Source organism: Streptosporangium sp. NPDC053982 (genome assembly GCF_055585205.1).
Map to the genome: position 1 here is coordinate 149738 of NZ_JBVJKQ010000007.1, position 22117 is coordinate 171854.

Annotated in this window: 13 protein-coding genes; 10 read left to right on the forward strand and 3 right to left on the reverse strand. The window is 72.4% G+C overall.

The window, feature by feature from the left end:
• Nucleotides 1-156: 156 nt before the first annotated feature.
• Nucleotides 157-6027, reverse strand: a complete 5871-nt coding sequence (pulA, locus tag ACZ6W9_RS14305) for a pullulanase-type alpha-1,6-glucosidase (protein WP_470118050.1) — start codon at nucleotides 6025-6027, stop codon at nucleotides 157-159.
• Between the two features lie 361 nt (nucleotides 6028-6388).
• Here pulA and ACZ6W9_RS14310 point away from each other — a divergent pair, with 361 nt between their 5' ends.
• From ACZ6W9_RS14310 to ACZ6W9_RS14345, 8 genes are all read left to right on the forward strand, one after another.
• Nucleotides 6389-7684, forward strand: coding sequence for an extracellular solute-binding protein (locus tag ACZ6W9_RS14310; RefSeq protein ID WP_470118052.1), 1296 nt, complete (start codon nucleotides 6389-6391; stop codon nucleotides 7682-7684).
• Nucleotides 7685-7709: 25 nt separating this feature from the next.
• The gene (locus ACZ6W9_RS14315; RefSeq protein WP_389963055.1) at nucleotides 7710-8705 is read left to right on the forward strand and encodes a carbohydrate ABC transporter permease; all 996 of its coding nucleotides are present in this window, start codon (nucleotides 7710-7712) and stop codon (nucleotides 8703-8705) included.
• Complete coding sequence (locus ACZ6W9_RS14320) at nucleotides 8702-9580, forward strand: sugar ABC transporter permease (RefSeq protein WP_362944313.1); 879 nt, start codon at nucleotides 8702-8704, stop codon at nucleotides 9578-9580. The genes ACZ6W9_RS14315 and ACZ6W9_RS14320 overlap by 4 nt, the downstream gene beginning before the upstream one ends.
• Nucleotides 9581-9707: 127 nt before the next feature.
• Nucleotides 9708-11327 carry a glycoside hydrolase family 13 protein gene (locus ACZ6W9_RS14325; RefSeq protein ID WP_389963059.1) on the forward strand — a complete coding sequence of 540 codons (1620 nt, stop codon included), beginning with the start codon at nucleotides 9708-9710 and terminating at the stop codon, nucleotides 11325-11327.
• On the forward strand, nucleotides 11317-12369 hold the full coding sequence (locus ACZ6W9_RS14330; protein ID WP_389963062.1) for a LacI family DNA-binding transcriptional regulator: 1053 nt from the start codon (nucleotides 11317-11319) through the stop codon (nucleotides 12367-12369). The genes ACZ6W9_RS14325 and ACZ6W9_RS14330 overlap by 11 nt, the downstream gene beginning before the upstream one ends.
• Before the next feature lie 79 nt (nucleotides 12370-12448).
• The gene (locus ACZ6W9_RS14335; RefSeq protein ID WP_389963065.1) at nucleotides 12449-13357 is read left to right on the forward strand and encodes an alpha/beta fold hydrolase; all 909 of its coding nucleotides are present in this window, start codon (nucleotides 12449-12451) and stop codon (nucleotides 13355-13357) included.
• A 9-nt stretch (nucleotides 13358-13366) separates the two neighbouring features.
• Complete coding sequence (locus ACZ6W9_RS14340) at nucleotides 13367-13990, forward strand: TetR/AcrR family transcriptional regulator (protein ID WP_389963068.1); 624 nt, start codon at nucleotides 13367-13369, stop codon at nucleotides 13988-13990.
• 174 nt (nucleotides 13991-14164) lie between these two features.
• Nucleotides 14165-14815 (forward strand): ACT domain-containing protein, encoded by a 651-nt coding sequence (locus tag ACZ6W9_RS14345; RefSeq protein WP_389963071.1) that lies wholly within the window; start codon nucleotides 14165-14167, stop codon nucleotides 14813-14815.
• Between the two features lie 96 nt (nucleotides 14816-14911).
• Here ACZ6W9_RS14345 and ACZ6W9_RS14350 read toward each other — a convergent pair whose 3' ends face one another.
• The gene (locus tag ACZ6W9_RS14350; RefSeq protein WP_389963074.1) at nucleotides 14912-16198 is read right to left on the reverse strand and encodes an ABC transporter ATP-binding protein; all 1287 of its coding nucleotides are present in this window, start codon (nucleotides 16196-16198) and stop codon (nucleotides 14912-14914) included.
• 276 nt (nucleotides 16199-16474) lie between these two features.
• Here ACZ6W9_RS14350 and ACZ6W9_RS14355 point away from each other — a divergent pair, with 276 nt between their 5' ends.
• The gene (locus ACZ6W9_RS14355) at nucleotides 16475-17536 is read left to right on the forward strand and encodes a LacI family DNA-binding transcriptional regulator (protein ID WP_389963077.1); all 1062 of its coding nucleotides are present in this window, start codon (nucleotides 16475-16477) and stop codon (nucleotides 17534-17536) included.
• A 106-nt stretch (nucleotides 17537-17642) separates the two neighbouring features.
• Nucleotides 17643-18533, forward strand: a complete 891-nt coding sequence (locus ACZ6W9_RS14360) for a carbohydrate kinase family protein (RefSeq protein ID WP_389963080.1) — start codon at nucleotides 17643-17645, stop codon at nucleotides 18531-18533.
• Nucleotides 18534-18550: 17 nt separating this feature from the next.
• Here ACZ6W9_RS14360 and ACZ6W9_RS14365 read toward each other — a convergent pair whose 3' ends face one another.
• A complete protein-coding gene (locus ACZ6W9_RS14365; protein ID WP_470118058.1) occupies nucleotides 18551-22093 on the reverse strand; it encodes an indolepyruvate ferredoxin oxidoreductase family protein in 3543 nt (1180 codons plus the stop codon).
• Nucleotides 22094-22117: the final 24 nt, after the last annotated feature.

Sequence of the window (22117 nt, forward strand, 5' to 3'; positions counted from 1 at the left end):
TGCAGCACCCGGCCCGGGTCTTCCCTCCCCGGGGCCATGGGGCCCCGGGGCCTTACGGTGGTCCTCCCGCGGACCTCGTCCGCGGGAGGACCGGGTGGGGCGGCGCGGGGTCGTGCGGACGCCCCACGCGGGCTCTGAGCCGCGCGGCCGGACGAATCAGCCGTGCGGCCGGACGAAGACGGCGACCGTGCGGGCCGGCACCGTCAGCGTGCCGGTGGCGGGGTCGAAGGCCGACGTCTTCACGACGGCGTCGGTCCCGTCCGCCTGGACGGGGTGGAGGGTCACCGCCGCGCCCTTGAGGGCGGCCACGGTCTGCGACCGCTTCTCGGGCGTGGCGTTGAACACGACGGTCAGCGAGTCCCACTTCGGGTCGATCCCCGAGGCGTCCAGGTGCATGGTCAGCACGCCCGGCGTCTCGGCGTCGCCGCTCAGCGGGAAGGTCAGCCGCCTGCCCACCTCGGCGGCGGAGCCGAGGGTGAAGGCGGGGGAGGAGGAGCGGATCCTCAGCAGCTCGCCGTACAGGTTCCGCGCCGCGGTGATCGCCGCGCAGTCCGGCTTCAGCGCCGGGTCGGCGAGCAGCGGCCGGGCGTAGGACCACTTGTCCTCGTTGTCCGCCTTAGGCGGCAGGCCCGCGCCGAAGCCGTTGCCCTGCGCGCAGTCCCACAGCAGCCGGTTGAACCAGTCGCCGGAGTCGAAGGAGTTGCGGTCCAGCGACTTCGAGCGCAGCCGCTCGGTCCCGGCGTGGACGAACGAGGTGCCCTGCCCGAGGACGGCGGTGGCCAGCGACAGCGACTGCATGCGCACCCGGTCGGCCATCGGGGTGGCCTGCGGCAGCTTGTAGGCCAGCGCGTCGAACAGCGTCTCGTTGTCGTGGGCGTCGACGTAGGTGACGGCCTCGCCCGGCTCGGCGGTGTAACCGGCGGGTGAGCCGTTGTAGTCCACCTCCGAGCCCTTGACCCGCCTGCCGCGCGAGTCGGTGAAGGCGTAGTCGCGCAGGTTGCCGGTCAGTCCCACCTTGATCAGGTCCTGGTAGCCCAGCAGGCGGGCGCGCTGCTGCTCGGCGGTGCCGTTGGCGGGTGAGCCGTTGGGCGCGCCGGCCAGGCCCGAGCCGAAGCCCTGGATGCGGGGGTCGGCGTCGAACGGCGTGCCGCCGCGCACCGCGTCGCGCAGCCGGTCGTTGAAGGTGCCGATCCCGGTGCCGGCCATGTTGGCCTGGGTGGCCTGCTCGAAGCGGGCGTCGTCGGCGACCTCGCCGAAGTTCCAGCCCTCGCCGTACAGGATGATCGACTTGCCGTCCACCCCGTCCTTCCGCGGGGTGAGCGCGTCGAGGGCCTTGCGGACCGCGACGATGTTCGCCTTCGGGTGGTGGCCCATCAGGTCGAAGCGGAAGCCGTCCACCTTGTACTGCTTCGCCCAGGTGACGATGGAGTCGACGACGAGCTTGCCCATCATCGCGTGCTCGGGGGCGGTGTTGGCGCAGCAGGTGGAGGTGGCCACCGCGCCGTCGTCGAGCAGCCGGTGGTAGTAGCCGGGCACGACGCGGTCGAGCACCGAGGTCGGGTCCTGGCCGGCGGCGTGGGTGTGGTTGTAGACGACGTCCATGACCACCCGCAGCCCGGCCCTGTTCAGGCCCTGCACCATGCCGCGGAACTCCTTGATCCGGGCGGTGCCGTCCGGGTCGGAGGCGTAGGAGCCCTCGGGCACGGTGTAGTGCTGCGGGTCGTATCCCCAGTTGAAGGCGTCCTTGGCGGCGGTCTCGCCGACGCACTCCTGTTGCCGCCCGGAGTCGGCGGGCAGCGCGGCCAGGTCGCAGTCCGGCTCGGCGCGGTCGGCCTTCTTCTCGGGGACGGTCGCGATGTCGAAGACCGGCAGCAGGTGGACGTGGGTCAGGCCGTCCTCCGCCAGCCTGCGCAGCTCCCGCATGCCGGCGTGGTCGCCGGTGAACGCCGCGTAGGTGCCGCGCAGGCCGACGGGGACGGTGGCGTCGGAGGCGGAGAAGTCGCGCACGTGCAGTTCGTGGATCGACGCCCTGGCCTGGGGGACGGCCTCCGGCTTGGCGAGCGACGACCAGCCGTCGGGCCGCAGCGACCGGTCGCCCAGGTCGGCGAGCTGGCTGCGGACGGAGTCGGCGGCCAGCGACACGCTGTAGGGGTCGGTCACCTCGTTGGTGACGACCTTGCCCGCGGCGGGGGAGTAGACCGTGACCAGGAAGGTGTAGTAGCGGCCCTTCCAGGCGGGCGTGCCCCGCACCGACCAGACGCCGGTGGCGTCGTCGCGGCGCATCGGCTGTACGGCGCGCTCGCCGCCGGACGGGCCGCGGTAGAGCGCGAGCTCGACCTTGCGCGCGGTCGGCGCCCAGACCGACAGCCGGGGCGCGCCGTCCCAGACCGGGCCCAGCTCGGCTCCGGCCGCCTTGGCGTAGACGTCGTCGAGCACGCCGGGCAGCTGCACGCCGGTGGCGGTCAGCAGCGCGCCGGAGGCGTCCCGCTCGACGGCCACGACCTGCCCGCGCAGCGCCTCGGCGACCAGGCCGGTGTCGCGCGGGTCCACGGTGAGGGCGGCGTGCCCGGAAAGGTGCGGCCACCTGGCCTTCTGCGCGTCGGTGAGGGCGCCGGGGACCAGCCGGATGATTCGGAGGTCGCCGGTCAGGTCGCCGTCGGCGTAGGCGATGTCGCCCTTGGCGGAGAAGGCCAGCGAGTGGTGGAGGGCGTCGGACGTCCGTACCTTCCAGGCGACCGTGCCGCGGTCGATCCACTGGGCGGCGGCCTTGCTCAGGTCGGCGTCCGCGCCGTGGGCGGCGGGCTGCGGCAGCAGGTTCCCCTCGACGCCGGCGATCCGCCAGACCTCGCCGCCGGTGGCGGCCACGTCGAGCGACTGGTCGCCGGGCAGGTCCTTGTCGTCGCCGTTGTGGACGATGTAGCTCACGGTCTTCGCCCCCTCTTTCAGGGGGATCCGGAAACGGAGCCCGAACGCGTCGCGCCCCTCGGGCCGGAGCGGGGCGGCCCACTCGGTGGGCGCGGCCACGTCACCCCACAGGTGCAGCCCCCAGCCGTCGTATTTCCCGTCCGGCCGGTGGTGATGCACGATCGCGACGTTCTCGGCCGCGGCCCTGGTCGGGTGGACCTCCGCCTTCCCCGAGACGACGTACGCCTCCGGCCGCGCGGCCGGGGTGAACGTCTGGTCGGACCCGGGATCCTTGACGTCGCCCTTGTGAATGATGAAGTTGAGCGGGGCGGCGGCGTTCTTCAGCGGGACCTTCCAGAACGCGCCGTAGGAGTCGGCGCCGTCCGGCGGGCGCGGGGACGCCCAGTCGGTGCCCGCGCCGTCGGCCAGGCCGTCGCCCCACAGGTGCAGCCCCCAGCCGTCGTATCTCCCGTCCGGCCGCGCGTAGTGGACGGTGGCGTAGCCCTGGGCCTCGGCGCGGGAGGCGTAGGTCTCCGCCCTGCCGGAGGCCACCCAGACCTCGCCGGTCCTGGCGGGATCGACGACGCGGTCGCCGCCGTCCTTCTCGTCGCCCCTGTGGACGATGATCCCGACGTTCGCCGCGCCCGGCTTGAGCCTGACCCAGGCGAACCTGCCGTAGGAGTCCTCGCCGGTCAGCGGGAGCGGGGAAGCCCACTCGGTGGGCTGCTCCACGTCCCCCCAGACGTGCAGGCCCCAGCCGTCGTAGTCCCCGGCGTCCTTCGCGTCCGGGCGCTGGTAGTGCACGACCAGCCAGTCCCGGGTGACCGCGCCCGGGTCCTGCGGGGCGGGCTCGGCGCCGACGGTGGCCGACGCGGTGGCCGAGGCGAGACGGCCCGCGGAGTCCTTCACCACCGCCCTGTAAGTGATCTTCGTGCCGGCCGGGATCCCGCGCAGGTCGTGGAAGACCCGGAAGGTACGGCCGGCCGCCGTGGCGTTGGGCGCGTCGTCGGTGCCGAGCACCCTCCATCCGCCGTCGCCGACCCTGGCGGCGAACGTCACCTGGTCGAAGCCGCTTCCGGGCACGGTGGCGGTGACCGGGATCCGGCCGTCCTCGGCGGTGCCCCTGATCTCGGCGCCGGGCAGGGCGATCGAGACGGCCGGGCCGGCGGCCGGGGCGGCGAGCGCCCCGCGGGCCCTGTAGACGACGGCCGACAGCGCCGGCACGGTCAGCGCCAGCTTCGCGTCGGCGCCCGAGGTCAGGTCTGCGGGGCCCTCGCCGTACACCTTGGTGAAGGCCATGCCGGGGGAGAACGTCGGCACGGCGGCGGCCTGGGCCTGCTCGGCGTTGTTGACCGCCACGACGTACTCGACCTTCTCGCGGGCGCCGATCCGGGAGAAGGCGTAGACGCCGCCGGACGCCAGGCGCTCGATCTGGGCGCCGTCGGCGAGGGCGGGGTGGTCCTGGCGCAGCTTCGCCAGGGCGGAGATGCCCTGGTACAGCGGGTGGCCGGGGACGAAGTTGTCGCGGGCGTGGGTGGCCGTGGTGCCGATCAGGTCGTCGTCCAGGTAGTCGCCGACCTTGGAGGCGAACATCGTCTGGCGGGCGTCCTTGTCGCCGCCGCTTCCGGTGAAGCCCTGCTCGTCTCCGTAGTAGACGACCGGCTGGCCCCGGGTGAGGTACATCAGCCGGTGGGCCAGCAGGTCGCGGCGGAGCAGCTCGGCGTCGTCCGCGCCGGGGTTGTCCTGGGCGATGAAGCGGCCGATGCGGCCCATGTCGTGGTTGCCGAGGAAGGTCGGCAGCGAGGAGGCGTCGGCGTCGGCGTCGGTGTGGTGGTCGTCGTCGGCGTACAGCCTCGCCAGCCGGGCGGCGTCCGCGGTGCCGCCGCTGAAGGAGCGGGCGGCCTCCTGGAACGGGAAGTCCAGGGTGGCGTCCAGCCCGCCGCGGGTGGAGTAGCGGCTGGTGAAGGCGGGGTCGCCGGAGTAGACCTCGCCGAACATGAAGAACCGCTTGTTCCCCTGCTTCGTCGCGTAGTCGTGCAGGGCTGGGGAGAACCGCTCCCAGAACTCCATGTTGACGTGCTTGGCGGTGTCGATGCGGAACCCGTCGATGCCGGTCTCGCGGACCCACGTCTTGTAGATGTCGGCCATGCCCCTGACGACCTCGGGCCGTTCGGTCCACAGGTCGTCGAGGCCGGAGAAGTCGCCGTACTCGGAGCTCTCGCCGCTGAAGGTGGAGTCGCCCCGGTTGTGGTACATCGTCGGGTCGTTCAGCCAGGCGGGGGTCTTGGCGTTCTTCGGCGCGACCGGCGTGTAGGGGAACGAGTCGGCGGTCACCTCGGGGAAGGTGTCCTTGCCCGCGTGGGCGCGGTCGTCGAACGGCACGCCGCGGGCGTCGACGTAGGGGTAGGCGCCCTTGGAGCGGTAGGAGTGGGTCTTCTCCGCATAGTCGATGACGTCGGCGGTGTGGTTGGTGATGATGTCGAAGAAGACCTTCATCCCGCGCCGGTGCGCCTCGCGCACGAGCTTCTTCATCTCGGCGTTCGTCCCCAGGTGGGGGTCGATCCGGGTGAAGTCGGTGATCCAGTAGCCGTGGTAGCCGGCCGAGGCGTCCGCGCCGGAGCCCTGGACGGGCCGGTTGCGGAAGGCCGGGGTGATCCAGATCGCGGTGCTGCCGAGGTTCTCGACGTAGTCGAGCCTGTCGATGAGGCCCTTGAGGTCGCCGCCCTGGTAGAACCCCTTGTCGGCGGGGTCGTAGCCGGTGGTGAGCCGGTCGCCGGACAGGCCGCCGCGGTTGTTGCCGGGGTCGCCGTCGGCGAACCGGTCGGTCATCGCGAAGTAGAACCGCTCGCGGGTCAGCGCGGTGCGCGCGGCGTCCCGGGCGAGGTCCCTGTCGGCGGGCTCGGCCGTGCGGCTCAGCGCGGAGACGACGGGCGCAGTGGTCGCCGCGGGGGCTGCGGGGGGCGCTGGGGCCGAGAGGGCCGCGGTCGGGGCGCCGGATGGCGCGGAGGCGGGGGACGACGCGTGGGCGGGGGCGGCGAGGGGCGGCACGAGCAGCGCCGCCGCGGTGAGGGCCGCGGTGAGCGGTCCCGTCCTCGCGCGCCGTGGGGGGAGCGGCCGGACCACCGGTGGCCTCCACGGTTGTTTCGGGGGTGTTGCCCGGAAGTTACTCATTAGGCATGATCTATGCAATCCCTTGCGGAAACTTTCTGCACGAAACCGCCCGGGGTGCCGTCCGGGGTCTCGCGAGCCCGCCGTCGCCGGGCCTCCCGCCTCCTGCCGGCGGGGGGACGGCCCGGCTTCCACCCAGGTCAGGGCGGGGAGAAGGTAACGGATCGGTGGACTCCTCCGGGTTTGTAACAAGTTTGCAGACTCTTGCAGCAAGTTCTTCCAAAGGAGTTCACGGCGGCGTAACGTCCGGCGTACTCCAACCCCGGTCCGGAGTCTCCCCACCCCGGTCCGGTCCCCTGAACCATGAGGAGAAATGATGCGGCGAGCCTTCTCGGCCGCGACGATCGTCGCGGCCCTCGCCCTTGCGGTCTCGGCCTGCGGCGGTGGCGACGGCGGCTCGGCGGCGGCGCCGGCCGACTCGGCCCCGTCGGACCCCACGAAGATCAAGGGTGAGATCACCTGGTGGGACACGGTCCGGCCGGACAGTGAGGGCCCGACGTTCCAGGCGCTCATCAAGGAGTTCGAGGCCAAGTACCCGAACATCAAGGTCAAGTACGAGAACGTCCCCTCGGACCAGGCGCAGAACAAGTTCCAGACCGCCGCGCAGGCCGGTTCCGGCGCGCCGGACGTGATCCGTTCCGAGGTGGCCTGGACCTCCCAGTTCGCCTCGCTCGGCTACCTGCAGCCGCTGGACGGCACCCGCGCCCTGGAGAACGAGTCCGACTTCCTGCCCAGCCCGCTGAGCAGCACCAAGTACAACGGCAAGGCCTACGCCGTGCCGCAGGTCACCGACACCCTGGCGCTGCTGTACAACAAGAGGCTGCTGAAGGAGGCCGGGCACGAGGAGGCCCCGAAGACGGTCGAGGAGCTCAAGCAGGCCGCCCTCGACGTCAAGAAGAAGACCGGCGCCGACGGCATCGCCCTCAACGTGGACGCCTACTTCCTGCTGCCGTTCATGTACGGCGAGGGCGGCGACACCCTCGACGTCAAGAGCAAGAAGATCGTCGTGAACTCCCCGGCCAACGTCAAGGCGATGGCCACGATCGACGACCTGGTCAAGTCGGGCGCCGCGCCCAAGCCGGCCATCCAGGACAGCTACGTCAACGCGATGACCGCCCTCAAGGACGGCAAGGCCGCGATGATCTACAACGGCCCGTGGTCGCTGGCCGAGGTCTACCAGGGCAAGGAGTTCAAGGACAAGGAGAACCTGGGCATCGCCCCGGTCCCCGCGGGCTCGGTCAAGGCCGGCGCCCCCACCGGCGGCTGGAACTACGCCATCTACGCCGGTTCCAAGAACCTGGACGCCTCGTATGAGTTCGTCCGCTTCATGAGCACCCCCGAGGCCCAGGCGAAGATCGCCAAGGAGATCAGCCTCCTGCCGACCCGCGCCTCCGCCTACAACAACCCCGACGTCACGGGCAACAAGGACGTCGCCACCTTCAAGCCGATCCTCGACACCGCGGTCCCGCGGCCGTGGATCCCCGAGGGCGGCCAGCTCTTCCAGCCGCTGCTGGAGGGCTACCAGGCCCTGGTGGGCGGCAAGACCACGCCCGAGGACATGCTCAAGTCCGTCGACCAGAAGTACCGCGGCATCTTCAAGGACTGGAGCTGACACCGTGGCGACCTCCACTGGACGTGTGACCGGCACGACCAGGGACCGGGCCGCGGGCGCCGACGACGGCGCCCGCGGCCGGGGCGGGCCCAGGAGGCCCGGCCCGTTCCGGCGCGCCACGTCGCAGTACTGGTACGCCTGGGCCATGGTGGCCCCGGTCATCGCGGTCACCGCCCTGCTGATCGGCTGGCCGCTGGCCCGGGGCGTCTACCTCTCCCTGACCGACGCCACCGAGGCCACGATGGGCCGGACCATCGGCGTCAACGTGATCCCCTCGACCTACGAGTTCGTCGGCCTCGGCAACTACGTCGAGATCCTCACCGGCGGGGTCTTCTGGGAGAAGCTGACCTGGACGGTCATCTGGACCGTCGCCTGCGTCGCCCTGCACTACGGCATCGGCCTCGGCCTGGCGATGATGCTCAACCGCAGGCTGCGCTTCCGCTCGTTCTACCGGCTGCTGCTGATCCTGCCGTGGGCGATCCCCGGCTTCGTCGCCGCCTTCATCTGGCGCTACCTCTACAACAGCGACTTCGGCGTCATCAACGCGATGCTGCGCGCGGCCGGGCTGGGCGGCGTCGGCTGGCTCGACGACCCCACCACCGCGAAGATCGCGGTCATCGCGGTCAACGTCTGGGTGGGCGTGCCGTTCATGATGGTGGCCCTGCTCGGGGGGCTCCAGTCGATCCCCGCCGAGCTCTACGAGGCGGCCGAGGTGGACGGCGCCACGCCGATGCAGCGCTTCCGGCACATCACGATCCCCGGGCTCCGCACCGTCTCCAGCACCGTCGTGCTGCTCGGCACGATCTGGACGTTCAACATGTTCCCGCTGATCTTCCTGATCACCGGGGGAGGGCCCGGCAGCGCCACGGAGATCCTGGTGACCTACGCCTACCGCGAGGCCTTCACCGGCATCCGCAACTACTCGGGCTCGGCGGCCTGGGGCGTGATCATCCTGCTGCTCCTCGTCGTGATGGCCCTGGTCTACCGCCGCGCGCTGCGCAGGCAGGGGGAGGTCTGGTGAGCACCGCCACCGCAGAGCGGGCACGGCCCCGCCGCGTCCGCGGCCGTGAGGACCGGAGCGTCGGCAGCTCGATCCTGCTGCACGCGACGCTCATCGTCGCCTCGCTCATCTCGATCTTCCCCATCGTCTGGCTCGTGCTGACCTCGCTCAAGCCGCGCGACGGCTGGCTATCCACCGAGCTGAAGATCTTCGACCAGCCGTCGCTGGACAACTACACCCGCGTCCTGACCGAGACGGGCTTCCCGAACTGGCTGCTCAACTCGGTGATCGTCGCCGGCCTGACCACGATCATCGGCGTCTTCCTGGCCTCGACGACCGGCTACGCGATCAGCCGCTTCCGCTTCCCGGGCTACCGCGGCGTGATGTGGATGCTGCTGGTCACCCAGATGTTCCCGGTGGCCATCCTGATCGTGCCGCTGTACAACCTCATGGCCGGTCTCGGGCTGCTCAACCAGATCCCGGGCCTGGTGATCGCGTACATGACGGTCGCGGTGCCGTTCTGCGCCTGGATGATGAAGGGCTACTTCGACTCCATCCCGCGCGAGATCGACCAGGCCGGAATGATCGACGGGCTGACGCCGTTCGGCACCTTCTGGCGGGTCATCCTGCCGCTGGCCCGGCCCAGCATCGCGGTCACCGCCTTCTACTCCTTCATGACCGCCTGGGGCGAGGTCGCCTACGCCTCGGTCTTCATGACGGGGGAGGGCACCCGCACCCTCGCCGTCGGCCTGCAGCAGTTCGTCGGCCAGCACTGGTCGGACTGGGGCCTGCTGACGGCCTCGGCGGTGCTGATCGCGCTGCCCGCGGCGGTCGTCTTCCTGCTGGTCCAGCGCCACCTGGTCGCCGGGCTCACCGCGGGGGCGACCAAGTCGTGAGCCGGCGCCGCCCGTGGGGCGGCGCCGCGGCGCACCGGGCGGTGCCGTCGCGTACCAACCGGTAACCGGGTACCACCGCGTACCAAGCACACCACGTCCTGATATGTCATTTGATCGGGGGACTGATATGACAGAGCTCGTCCAGGTCGGCCACACCGGCGAGACCACCGCCACCCGCTGGTGGCGCGACGCCGTGATCTACCAGGTCTACGTGCGGAGCTTCGCCGACGGCAACGGCGACGGCATCGGCGACCTGCTGGGCGTGCGGAGCCGGCTGCGGTATCTCGCCGACCTCGGAGTGGACGCCCTCTGGCTGACCCCGTTCTACACCTCGCCGATGGCCGACTTCGGCTACGACGTGGCCGACTACCGGGACGTGGATCCCATCTTCGGGTCGCTGGCCGACGCCCGCGCCCTGATCGACGACGCCCACCGGCACGGCCTGCGGGTGATCGTCGACGTGGTGCCCAACCACACCTCCGACCAGCACGTGTGGTTCCAGCAGGCACTGGCCGCCGGGCCCGGCAGCCCCGAACGGGAGCGCTACGTCTTCCGGCCGGGCAGGGGCGAGGACGGGGAGCTGCCCCCCAACGACTGGGAGTCGGTCTTCGGCGGCCCCGCCTGGACGAGGCTCCCCGATGGGGAGTGGTACCTGCGGCTGTTCGCCTCCGAGCAGCCCGACCTCAACTGGGAGCACCCCGAGGTCCACGCCGAGTTCGAGTCGATCCTGCGGTTCTGGCTCGACATGGGGGTGGACGGCTTCCGCATCGACGTCGCCCACGGCATGGTCAAGGCCGAGGGGCTGCCCGACGTCGGCCACCCCGACCAGGTGCGGATGATCGGCGCCGACGTCGTGCCGTTCTTCGACCAGGACGGCGTCCACGAGATCCACCGCGCCTGGCGCCGCCTCCTGGACTCCTACCCGGGCGAGCGGATCGGCGTCGCCGAGGCGTGGGCGCCGAACCCCGAGCGGCTGGCCAACTACGTCCGCCCGGACGAGCTGCACCAGGCGTTCAACTTCCACTTCCTCAACGCGCCGTGGGAGGCCCCGGTCTTCCGCAAGGTGATCACCGAGTCGCTGGCCACGGCCGGCATGGTCGGCGCGCCCACGACCTGGGTGCTGTCCAACCACGACGTCAAACGCCACGCCACCCGCTACGGCGGCGGCGAGACCGGCCTGCGCAGATCCCGTGCCGCGGCCCTGCTGACGCTCTCCCTGCCCGGCTCGACCTACCTCTACCAGGGCGAGGAGCTGGGCCTGCCGGAGGTCCTCGACCTGCCCGAGGAGTTCCTGCGCGACCCGCAGCGGCTGCGCAACCCCGACGACGGCCGCGACGGCTGCCGGGTGCCGATCCCGTGGGCCGACGTCGAGCCGCACTTCGGCTTCAGCCTGCCGGGCATCGAGGAGTCCTGGCTGCCGATGCCGGCCTCCTGGGGCCCGCTCAGCGTCCAGTCCCAGCTGCGCGACCCCGCCTCCATCCTCCGGCTGTACCGGGAGGCGCTGCGCGTCCGCCGGGAGCGGCGGGCCTTCGACGACGCCCCGCTGACCTGGCTCCGCTCCCCGGAGGGCACGCTCGCCTACGCCCGGGGCGACGGGTTCGCCTGCACGGTCAACCTGACCGGCGAGCCGGTGGAGATCCCCGTCCCCGGACGGGTGCTGCTGGCCAGCGCCGAGCCCGCCGTCGCGGACGGCGTGGCCCGCCTGGCGCCCGACTCCGCCGTCTGGTGGGACCGCGATGCCGCCTAACGGCGCCGCCCCCCTGTCGAGCGGTACGGCCAGGCTGACCGACATCGCCGCGCAGGCGGGGGTCAGCGAGGCGACGGTCAGCAGGGTGCTCAACGGCAAGCCGGGTGTCTCCTCCGCCACCCGGCAGGCCGTGCTCGTCGCCCTGGACCTGATGGGCTACGAGCGTCCGCAGCGGTTGCGCCAGCGCAGCAACGGCCTGGTCGGCCTGGTGATCCCGGAGCTGGACAACCCGATCTTCCCGACGTTCGCCCAGGCCTTCGAGAAGGCGCTGTCCCAGCACGGCTACACCCCGGTGCTGTGCACGCAGGTGCCGGGCGGGGTGGTGGAGGACGACTTCACCGAGCTGCTCGTCGAGCGCGGCGTCAGCGGCATCATCTTCGTCTCCGGCCTGCACGCCGACACCACCGCCCGCTCCGACCGCTACACCCAGCTCATCGGGCAGGGCGTGCCGATCGTCCTGCTCAACGGCCACGCCGACGACGTGCCGGCGCCGTTCATCTCGCCGGATGATCGGGCGGCGGCGCGGTTGGCGGTGCAGCATCTGGTGGATCTGGGGCATGAGCGGATCGGGTTGGCGGTGGGGCCGGGGCGGTTCGTGCCAGTGATCCGGAAGATCGAGGGTTTCCGGCAGGCGATGGCGCAGTTGCTGGGGGTGTCGGATGTCGATGAGCTGGTGTCGCATTCGTTGTTCTCGGTGGAGGGGGGTCAGGCGGCGGCGGCGCAGTTGCTGGAGCGGGGGTGTACGGGGATCGTGTGCGCGTCGGATCTGATGGCGTTGGGGGCGATCCGGGCGTGCCGGGATCGGGGGTTGTCGGTGCCGGGGGAGGTGTCGGTGGTGGGGTATGACGACTCGCCGTTGATCGCGTTCACCGATCCGCCGCTGACCACCGTGCGCCAGCCCGTCCACTCGATGGTCACCGCCGCGGTGCACACCCTGCTGGAGGCGGTCGCGGGCGCCCCCATGCACAACTCCGAGCTCGTCTTCCAGCCGGAGTTCATCGTCCGCGGCTCGACCGGCTCCGGCCCGAAGATCATCCGTTAGGCGCGCCGGCCGCCGTTGTGGACGGCTCTACTCCGTTGTTAGGATACATCTGTATCCATTCCGGCGAGATGGGGCCACCATGCGCATGCCCGACCGGCCGTCGGCCTTCACCGGCGACTCCGCCCGTGACAGGTACTACGCCGCCTATGACCGAGTGCTCGGCGAGCTCTGGCCGGTGCCGGTGGACGTCGTCGACGTGGAGACCCGCGCCGGCAGCGTGCGGATCCACCGGGCCGGGCCCGCCGAGGGGGATCCGGTGATCCTCCTGGCCGGTGCCGGCGGGAACGCGCTGGCCTGGCACCGCTACATCGAGCCACTGGCACGTGTCCGCCCGGTCCTCGCCGTCGATCCGCTCGGCGAGCCCGGCCGCTCTGTTCAGACGCGGCCGCTCGCCACCGGCGCCGAGGTCGGCGGCTGGCTCACCGAGGTCCTGGCCGCGGCCGGCGCCGAGCGCGCACATGTGGTGGGTTCCTCCTACGGCGGCTGGACCGCGGTGGAACAGCAGCTCGGCGGGGGCGGCCGGGTCGCGGCGCTGACGTTGCTGGACCCCGCCGGCTTCGCGCCGCTGACCGGACGGTTCTACCGGTGGCTCATCGTCGGAGGCATGGCCGCTCTGCTCCCGCGAGCACTGCGACGCCGTGTCGCGGGAGCCGTCGGCAACGGCACACTGCGTGAGGACGCGCTGATGAGGCTGATGACGGCCGGCCGGTCCTTCCGCCGGCGGCTGCCCGTCCCGCCCGTCTACACCGACGAGCAGGTGCGTGAGCTGTCGGTGCCCGTGCAGGTGCTGCTGGGCGCCCGCAGCACGCTGCACGACGCGCAGGCGGTGGCCGCGCGGCTGGCCGGGATCGCACCGTCGTGGCGGGTGGAGATCGTGCCCGGCACCGGGCACGCGCTGCCCGTCGAGGCTCCGGACCTGGTCACGGAGCGGATCCTCACCTTCCCCGGCCGGGCCCGGGGCGAGGCCGCGACGCCGGACCACCGCTAGGAGACCCGCATGCCCAAACAGGTCGACCACGACGAGCGGCGACGCCGGTTGACCGAGGCGCTGTTGCGCATCGCCGGCACCCGCGGCCTGCAGGCCGTGTCGATGCGTGAGATCGCCGCCGAAGCGGGGGTCTCGCTGCGCGTCGTCCAGTACTACTTCACCGACAAGCAGGCCCTGCTCGACTCCGGCCTCGCCGAGCTGACCGCCCGCCTGGACCGCAGGGTCCGGCAGCGGGCCGCCGTCACCGGCGGACCGTCCACGCGGAGCGTCTTCGAAGCCGTCCTCGGCGCGATCCTGCCCTCCGACGAACAGAGCCGGATGGACTCGCTGGCCTGGACCGCCTACTACACCGCCGCCCTCACCGACCCCGCGCTCGCCGCGGCCGCGCTCACCCGGCCCGACGCGCTGGAGGACTTCCTCACCGCCCGGCTCGCCACCGCCCAGCAGGCTGGGGAGATCGGACCCGATCGTGACCCGCGCACCGAAGTCGCCGCCCTTCTGGCTCTCGCCAACGGCCTGACCTCCAGCGTCCTCAGCCGGCAGCGCGGCCACGAGGCCGCCGCCGAGATCATCGACTACCACCTGGCCCACCTGTTCGGGACGGCGCCCACGCCACGGCGGCCTCCGGCCTGAGTCCTTGGCCCGGCGTCGTCACGGGGCCGTCGACACCCGCTCGGCGTCGATGTGAGGCACAAAGCCGGGCGGGTCGGATATTTCAGTACCTGGGGTTTTATGCTGGACATCTCCCCGGAACACTCGCGAAACCTGTCTAGGACACCCTGATGCCCAGAGAGAGGTGATCGACAAATGATGTTCCGGCTACGGGTGTCCCTTCCCGACCGGCCCGGAGCCCTGGGCCAGGTCGCCCGGGTGCTCGGCACGTTGGGGGCGGACATCCTGCAGGTCACGGTCCTGGAGCGCGGGGGCGGCCGGGCGGTCGACGACTTCACCGTCTCCTGGCCCGGCGTCACCGGGATCGGGGACATCGGGGACCGCCTCTCCGCCGTCCCCGGCCTGAACGTCGAGGCCGCCTGGCCCACCCGCGAGATCCCCGGCTGCACGCCCGACTACGACCTGCTGCGGCACGTGGCCACGGAACCCGGGCGCGCCTTCGCCACGCTCGTGGACGCCGTCCCCGGCCTGGTCGGCGCCGGGTGGGCGGTCACCGTACGCTCCGGCACCGGGGAGGTCGTGCACCGCAGCTGGCAGGCCCCGGAGGCGCTGGAGGAGCACGTGGGCGCCGTGGCGGCGGGAGGGCCCGGGGAGGGCGCCGAGGGGGCGGCCTGGGCCGCTCCGCCGCGTCCCGCGGTCCTCGGCTCCGGCGGCGGCCACCTGATGAGCCTGCCGATCCCCGGAGCGGACCTGCACCTGGTCCTCGCGCGCGACGCCGCCTTCCACCGCGCCGAGCTGGACCGCGTCGTCCGCGTCGTCGAGATCGTCGCCATCATCGGCCGCTGAATCTGCCGCCGAATCTGCCACTGGACCGGCCGCCGACGGGGAGCCGCCGGGCGGGACCGGCGGCCGTCCGCGTACGGCGCGGGGACCCCCCTCCGGTCAGCGCTGCGGCGGGTCGATGCGGGCGCCGTCCACCGTGAAGAACATCAGCCGCGTGGCGTCCACGCCCACCCGGGCGGGGTCACCGCCGCGCCAGACGGGGCGCGCGCCCAGCCGGACGATCAGGTCGGTCCGGCGGTGGCTGCCCCCGCCGGCCTCCTCCTCCACCTCGTCGGGCTCCGGCTCGCCGGCCAGGCCGGGCAGCAGCCGCCGGAAGACCGCGCGGGCCCGTCCGCCCGGCGTGGCCGCCGCGAGGTCGCGGGCCTTGTGCCTGGGGTCCGGGGGCTCGGGGACCACCACGGAGGGGATGCCGCTCTCGACGTAGGCCAGCCACTCGTGACCGTGGTACTCCAAAGCCCGGACCCGGCCGAGGAACGTGGGGCCCTCGAAGCTCTCGGAGACCGGCGCCAGGCAGTCGGGGCGCAGCCCGACGATGATCTGGCGGCCGACATGCTGCGAGATGGCGTAGGACCGGGGATCGTTCCAGGGGATCATGATCTGGTGCACCCCGAAGTCCAGCAGGACGTACTGGTTCTGCGGGGCCCGCACGGTCGCCGAGAGGAGGTTGAGCTGCTGGGAGCTGAGGAAGGCCGCGGTGAAGGCGGTCGCGGGGTCGTTGTAGACCTGGGCGGGGGTGCCGACGTCCTGCAGCACGCCGCGGTTCATGATGGCGATCCGGTCGGCGAGGGTCAGCGCCTCCACCTGGTCGTGCGTCACGTAGATCGTGGTCACGCCCAGCGAGCGGACCAGCGAGGAGATCTCCATCCGCAGCTCGGTCCGCATGCCCGCGTCGAGGTTGGACAGGGGCTCGTCCATGAGGAACAGCGACGGCTGGCGCACGATCGCCCGGCCCATGGCGACGCGCTGGCGCTGGCCGCCGGAGAGCGTCCCCGGACGGCGTTCGAGCGTCTCGGAGATGTGCAGCGCCTTGGACAGCTCGGTCACCCGATCCCTGACCAGCGCCGGGTCGGCCTTGGCGATCTCCAGGGGGAACGCCATGTTGCCGCGCACCGTGCGGTGCGGGTAGAGGGCGCCGTTCTGGAACACCATGGCGACGTCGCGGTCGCGCGGCGCCAGGTCGTTGGCGTGATCCCCGCCCAGCCACAGATCGCCGGAGGTGATCTCCTCCAGGCCCGCGATCATCCGCAGCAGGGTGGACTTCCCGCACCCGGAAGGACCGAGCAGGACGAGGAATTCCCCGTTCTCCGCCCGCAGGTTCATTCGGTCGACCGCGAGATACCCGCCAGGGTAGATCTTGCTCACATTGTCGAGGACGACGGTACTCATGCGCGCTCGTTCCTCCCGGACGACGTCGCCCGGATCCAGCCACTGTGATCGATGAGGTAGTACATCGTGCGGCTCACCCATGTGTCCATAGACATGGTGAGAAGAGGCACATCTGTTAGTTACTTCAAATTTCCCTGACGGGAAGTTGCGTTACGAGTGGGTTACCAGAGAAAGGAGAAACCGTTGGGGCCTCCGGAGTACCCGGTGGACGGCGAGGAGGCGGGCGGCGCGGCGCTCGGGTTGCGCCCGCTCCGGCGGCATGGTGGGGTACCTCCAATGGAGGGTGAACTCAGCCGGACCCGGTCCCGCTCCGACGGCGCGGGCGTCCGGCTGGCCGACGTCGCCGCGCAGGCGGGGGTCAGCGAGGCGACGGTCAGCAGGGTGCTCAACGGCAAACCCGGGGTGTCGCAGACCACCCGGCAGGCCGTGCTGACCGCGCTCGACCTGATGGGCTACGAGCGTCCGCAGCGGTTGCGCCAGCGCAGCAACGGCCTGGTCGGCCTGGTCACCCCGGAGCTGGACAACCCGATCTTCCCCGTGTTCGCCCAGGCGATCGAGAAGGCCCTGACCCAGCACGGCTACACCCCGGTGCTGTGCACCCAGCTCCCCGGCGGCGTGCCCGAGGACGAGTTCACCGAGCTGCTCGTCGACAGGGGCGTGGACGGCATCATCTTCGTCTCCGGGCTGCACGCCGACACCACCGCCCGGATGGACCGCTACAGCCGCCTGCGGGAGCGCGGCCTGCCGATCGTCCTGCTGGACGGCTACAGCGACCGGATCGACGCGCCGTTCATCTCGCCGGATGATCGGGCGGCGGCGCGGTTGGCGGTGCAGCATCTGGTGGATCTGGGGCATGAGCGGATCGGGTTGGCGGTGGGGCCGGGGCGGTTCGTGCCGGTGATCCGGAAGATCGAGGGTTTCCGGCAGGCGATGGCGCAGTTGCTGGGGGTGTCGGATGTCGATGAGCTGGTGTCGCATTCGTTGTTCTCGGTGGAGGGGGGTCAGGCGGCGGCGGCGCAGTTGCTGGAGCGGGGGTGTACGGGGATCGTGTGCGCGTCGGATCTGATGGCGTTGGGGGCGATCCGGGCGTGCCGGGATCGGGGGTTGTCGGTGCCGGGGGAGGTGTCGGTGGTGGGGTATGACGACTCGCCGTTGATCGCGTTCACCGATCCGCCGCTGACCACCGTGCGCAAGCCCATCGGCGCCATGGCCTCGGCCGCCGTGGCGACCCTGCTGGAGGAGATCAACGGCGCCGGCGGCAGGCACACCGAGCTGATGTTCCAGGCCGAGCTGGTCGTGCGCGGCTCGACCGGCTCCGGCCCCCTGGTCAACCGCTGACCACGGCGTACGGCGGGGCCGTACGGTGCGGGCGTCCGCGGGTGAGGGGCCGTACGGCGCGGACACCCCCGACGGGGAGCCGGGCGGCGGGTGGGATCATTGAGCGGTGAACCATGACGTCGTCGTGATCGGCGGTACCGGTGTCGACACCACCGCCTACGTCCCCCAGCTCCCGCTGCCCTACGCCGACACCTACGCCGTCCCCCCGGTGATCGACCGGATCGGCAACACCGGCAGCGGCGTCGCGCTCGGCTGCCACGCCCTCGGCCTGAGGACCAAGCTGTTCGACCTGATCGGCGACGACCCGCAGGGACGGCTCATCCGCGACCACCTGGCCGGCGCGGGGGTGGAGTTCGGCTGGGAGCTCGCCCCCCAGGGCACCCGGCGCAGCGTCCTGCTGGTCGGCCCCGACGGGCGGCGGCTGTCGCTGTTCGACCCGCGCCAGGCGCCGGGCGAGCGGCTGCCCCGCGAGCTGTACCTGCCCGCGGTGCGCGCGGCCCGGCACGTCCACGTGTCGATCGTGGACTTCGCCCGGCACGTCTACCCCGACCTGGAGGGCCTGGAGGGCACGCGGATCTCCACCGACCTGCACGACTGGGACGGCGAGAACGACCACCACCGCGATTTCGCCTACTCCTCGGACCTGGTGTTCCTGTCGGAGGCGGCGCTGGGCTCCCGCCGCGACGAGGTCATGCGCGACATCCTCGACCGGGGCCGCGCCACCACGGTGATCTGCACGGCCGGGGCCGAGGGCTGCCACGTCCTCGACGAGCACGGCCCGCGGCACGTCCCCGCCGCCCCGCTGCCCGGCCCGGTGGCCGACAGCAACGGCGCCGGCGACGCGTTCGTCTCCGGCGTGCTGTACGGCCTGCTGTCCGGCCGCCGGCTGGACGAGGCGGTCCGGCTGGGCACCCTGGCCGGCGCGCACGCCTGCACGGTGACCGGCACCCACGAGAGCCCCATCGACGAGGCGACCCTCCTGGCCCGGGCCGCCTGACCCGCCGGGCCGGCCGCTCAGAGCCCGCCCAGCAGCTCCGCCGCCCGCTTGCGGTAGGTGGCGACGTTGCCCAGCTTGACGTCCTCGTAGCCGCGGACCACGTCCGGCAGCTCGGCCAGCTCGCGGACCGCGTCGAGGTTGTCCGGGCGCAGCCGGGCCAGGGCGCGGTGCACGTCGCGGGTGTACTCGTCCACCAGCTCCCGCTCGACCCTGCGCACCCCGGCCATGCCGAACGGGTCGAACGTGGTGCCGCGCAGCCCGCGCATGCCGTACAGCGCGCGGAAGGCCGGGTCGAACCAGGAGCCGAGCCGGATCTTGCGCTTCATGCCCAGGGCCCGCAGGAACGGCGGGTGCAGGTTGTAGGAGATCTTCGCGCCGGGGCCGAACTCGGCGGCGATCCTGGCCCGCTCCGCCGGGTCGAGGTGGAGCCGGGCCACCTCGTACTCGTCCTTGTAGGACATCAGGCGGTGCAGGTGGCGGGCGTAGGCCTCGGTGACCGGGAAGGACACCATCCCCTCGACGGCCCCTTCGCCGGCCTCCTCGCCCGCCGCCCCGCCCATGGCGGCCCGCTCCCCGTTCAGGACCGCGCGGACCGACTCGGCGTAGCGGGCGGCGTAGCGGGGGTTCTGGTAGGCGGCCAGGTCGGGCACCCGTACCGACAGCAGGCGGTGCAGCTCGGTGCCGGGGGCCGCGATCGAGTCCACGAGCCGGGAGGTCTCCGGGCTCGGCGGCTGCTCGGCCGGGGCGTCCGGGCGGGTGGCCCGCGCCACCGCCTCGGGGTCGGCGACGACGGCGCGGCCCCAGTGGAAGGCGGCGACCGTCCTGTCGGCGCTCTTGCCGCCGCCGAGCCGGATGGCCCGCTCGATCGCCTCCAGGCTCAGCGGGATGAGCCCGCGCTGCCAGGCCGCGCCGACCACGATCGTGTTGGCCGGCATGTGGTCGCCGAACAGCGCCTGCGCGACCTCCTCGGCGTCGAGGTAGACGTTCAGCTCGCGCAGGGTCCGCGCCTCCAGCGCGCCGATCGGCGAGGCGACGTCGGTGACGTGCCGTGAGGGGTCGACGACCATCGAACCGGTGGGCGCGAGGCTCGTGGAGACCACGGCCACGGTCCGGTCGCGGCCGGCGGCCTTGAGGTTCTTCGGGTCGGTGGCGCCGAGCAGGTCGAGCGCGAGGTAGGCGTCCACCCCGGCCGTGCTCGCCTGGCCGGTCCGGTCGTCGTCGCCCTCGTAGATCAGGATGTCGGAGACGACGGTGCCGCCCTTCTGGGCGAGGCCGGTCTGGTCGAGCCCGCGCGAGCGCTTGCCGTCGAACATCGCGGCCCGGCCGATGATCTGCGCCACCGACAGCACGCCGGTGCCGCCGATGCCGACCAGCCGGACGGTGGTCTCCGCGGTGCGGAACGCGGGCGCCGGCATCGCCGGCGGGGCGGGCACGGCCGCCCGCTTCGTGCCGGGTCTGCCCGGCACGACGGTCACGAAGGACGGGCAGTCGCCCTCGACGCAGGAGTAGTCCTTGTTGCAGGACGACTGGTGGATCTCGGTCTTGCGGCCGAACTCGGTGTCCACCGGTAGCACCGACAGGCATTCGGACTTCTTGCCGCAGTCGCCGCAGCCCTCGCACACCCGCTGGTTGATCGCCACCCGCCGGACCGGGTCGGGCAGGTCGCCCTTCTTGCGCAGCCGCCGCTTCTCGGCGGCGCACTGCTGGTCGTGGATCAGCACGGTCACGCCGGGGACCGCGGCCAGCTCCCGCTGGGCGTCCTCCAGCGCCGCGCGGCCGCGCACCTCGGCGATCCGGGCCAGCTTGACACCGCGGTAGCGCTCGGGCTCGTCGGTGGTGACGATCACCCGGCGCACGCCCTCGATCTCCAGCCAGCGGGTCAGGTCGGCCACGGCCAGGGACGGGGTGATCACCTGGCCGCCGGTCATCGCGATCGCGCTGTTGTAGAGGAGCTTGTAGGTGATGTTGACGCCCGCGCCGACGGCCGCCCGGATGGCGAGCGAGCCGGAGTGGTGGAAGGTGCCGTCGCCGAGGTTCTGGAAGATGTGCGGGGTGTCGGTGAACGGCGCCTGGCCGATCCACTGCGTGCCCTCGCCGCCCATCTGGGTCAGGCCGGTGAGCGTGCCCTTGCCCTCGCGGTTGATCACCACCATCGTGTGGCAGCCGATGCCCGCGCCGACCGGCGCGTCGTCCGGGACGGCGGTGGAGCGGTTGTGCGGGCAGCCGGAGCAGAAGAACGGCGTGCGCTGCGGGCCGAGCAGCTTCAGCGGCGCCGGCCGGGAGATCGACGCCAGGCCCCGGTCGATCCGCTCGCGCACGTCGGGGCCGAGCCGCCCGGCCGCCGCGTCCGCCTCGGCGCCGCGGCGCAGCCGGAAGGCGACCGCCTTGGCGGCCAGTTCGGCGTCCACCGCCCCGGCCTGCGGGATGAGCACGGCGCCGTTGTCGTCGAGCTTGCCGAGGACCCGGGGGGCGCCGGCGGTGCCGTACAGGATCTCCTTGATCTGGCCCTCCAGCAGCGGGGCCTTCTCCTCCACGACGAGGATCTCGGTCAGGCCCCGGGCGAAGGTCCGTACGATCTCCGGCTCCAGCGGCCAGATCATGCCGACCTTCAGCAGACGCACGCCGAGCTCGGCCGGGTCCACGCCGAGCCGGCGGAACGCCTGGCGCACGTCGTGGTAGGCGGTGCCGGAGGCGGCGATGCCGAGCCAGGCGCCGCCGGGGTCGGTGGTGATCCGGTTGAGGCGGTTCTCCCTGGCGTAGGCGCGGGCCAGCGCCAGGCGCGGCCCGACCAGGGTCTTCTCCATCTCCAGCGACCACGGGGTGAGTAGCGTCGCGTCGGGGACGTGCCGGTACGGCCTGCCCTCGTGCTCCACGATCGGCATGACCGGGACGACGCGGTCCAGGCCGGTCTCGACCGTGCCGGTGGCGTCCACCACGTTGGAGACGGCCTTGACGGCCACCCACAGGCCGCTGGCGCGGGAGGCGGCGACGGCGTGCCGGCCCAGGTCGAGCAGCTCCTGCACGGTGCCGGGGTGGACGACGGGCATGCCGATCGCGGCGAGCGCGGTCTCGGTGGCCGACGGCAGCGTGGAGGACTTGCAGCCCGGGTCGTCGCCGCAGAGGGCGATCAGGCCGCCGTCGGGATGGGCGCCGACGAAGTTGCCGTGCCGCAGGGAGTCGGCCGCGCGGTCGACGCCGGGGGCCTTGCCGTACCAGACGCCCAGGACGCCCGCCCTCCGCGGCCGGGGGAGGGCGGGCACGAGCTGGCTGCCCCAGGCGGCGGTGGCGCCCAGCTCCTCGTTCTGGCCGGGCCGGTGCACGACGCCGAGCTCCTCGGCGAGCCGGCGGGAGCGGATGAGCTCCTGGTCGAAGCCGCCGAGCGGGGAGCCCGGGTATCCCGACACCATCGCGCCGGTGTCGAGGCCGGCGGCGCGGTCGGCGCGCATCTGGTCGAAGATCAGCCGGACCAGGGCCTGCGTGCCGGTCATGAACTCCCGATCCTCGCCGCGGGGGTGTCCGTCGCCGGGAGTCGCCTCTCGGGGGTCGGCGAAGATCGTCATGCTCTCGTCCCATCTCCAGGTCGC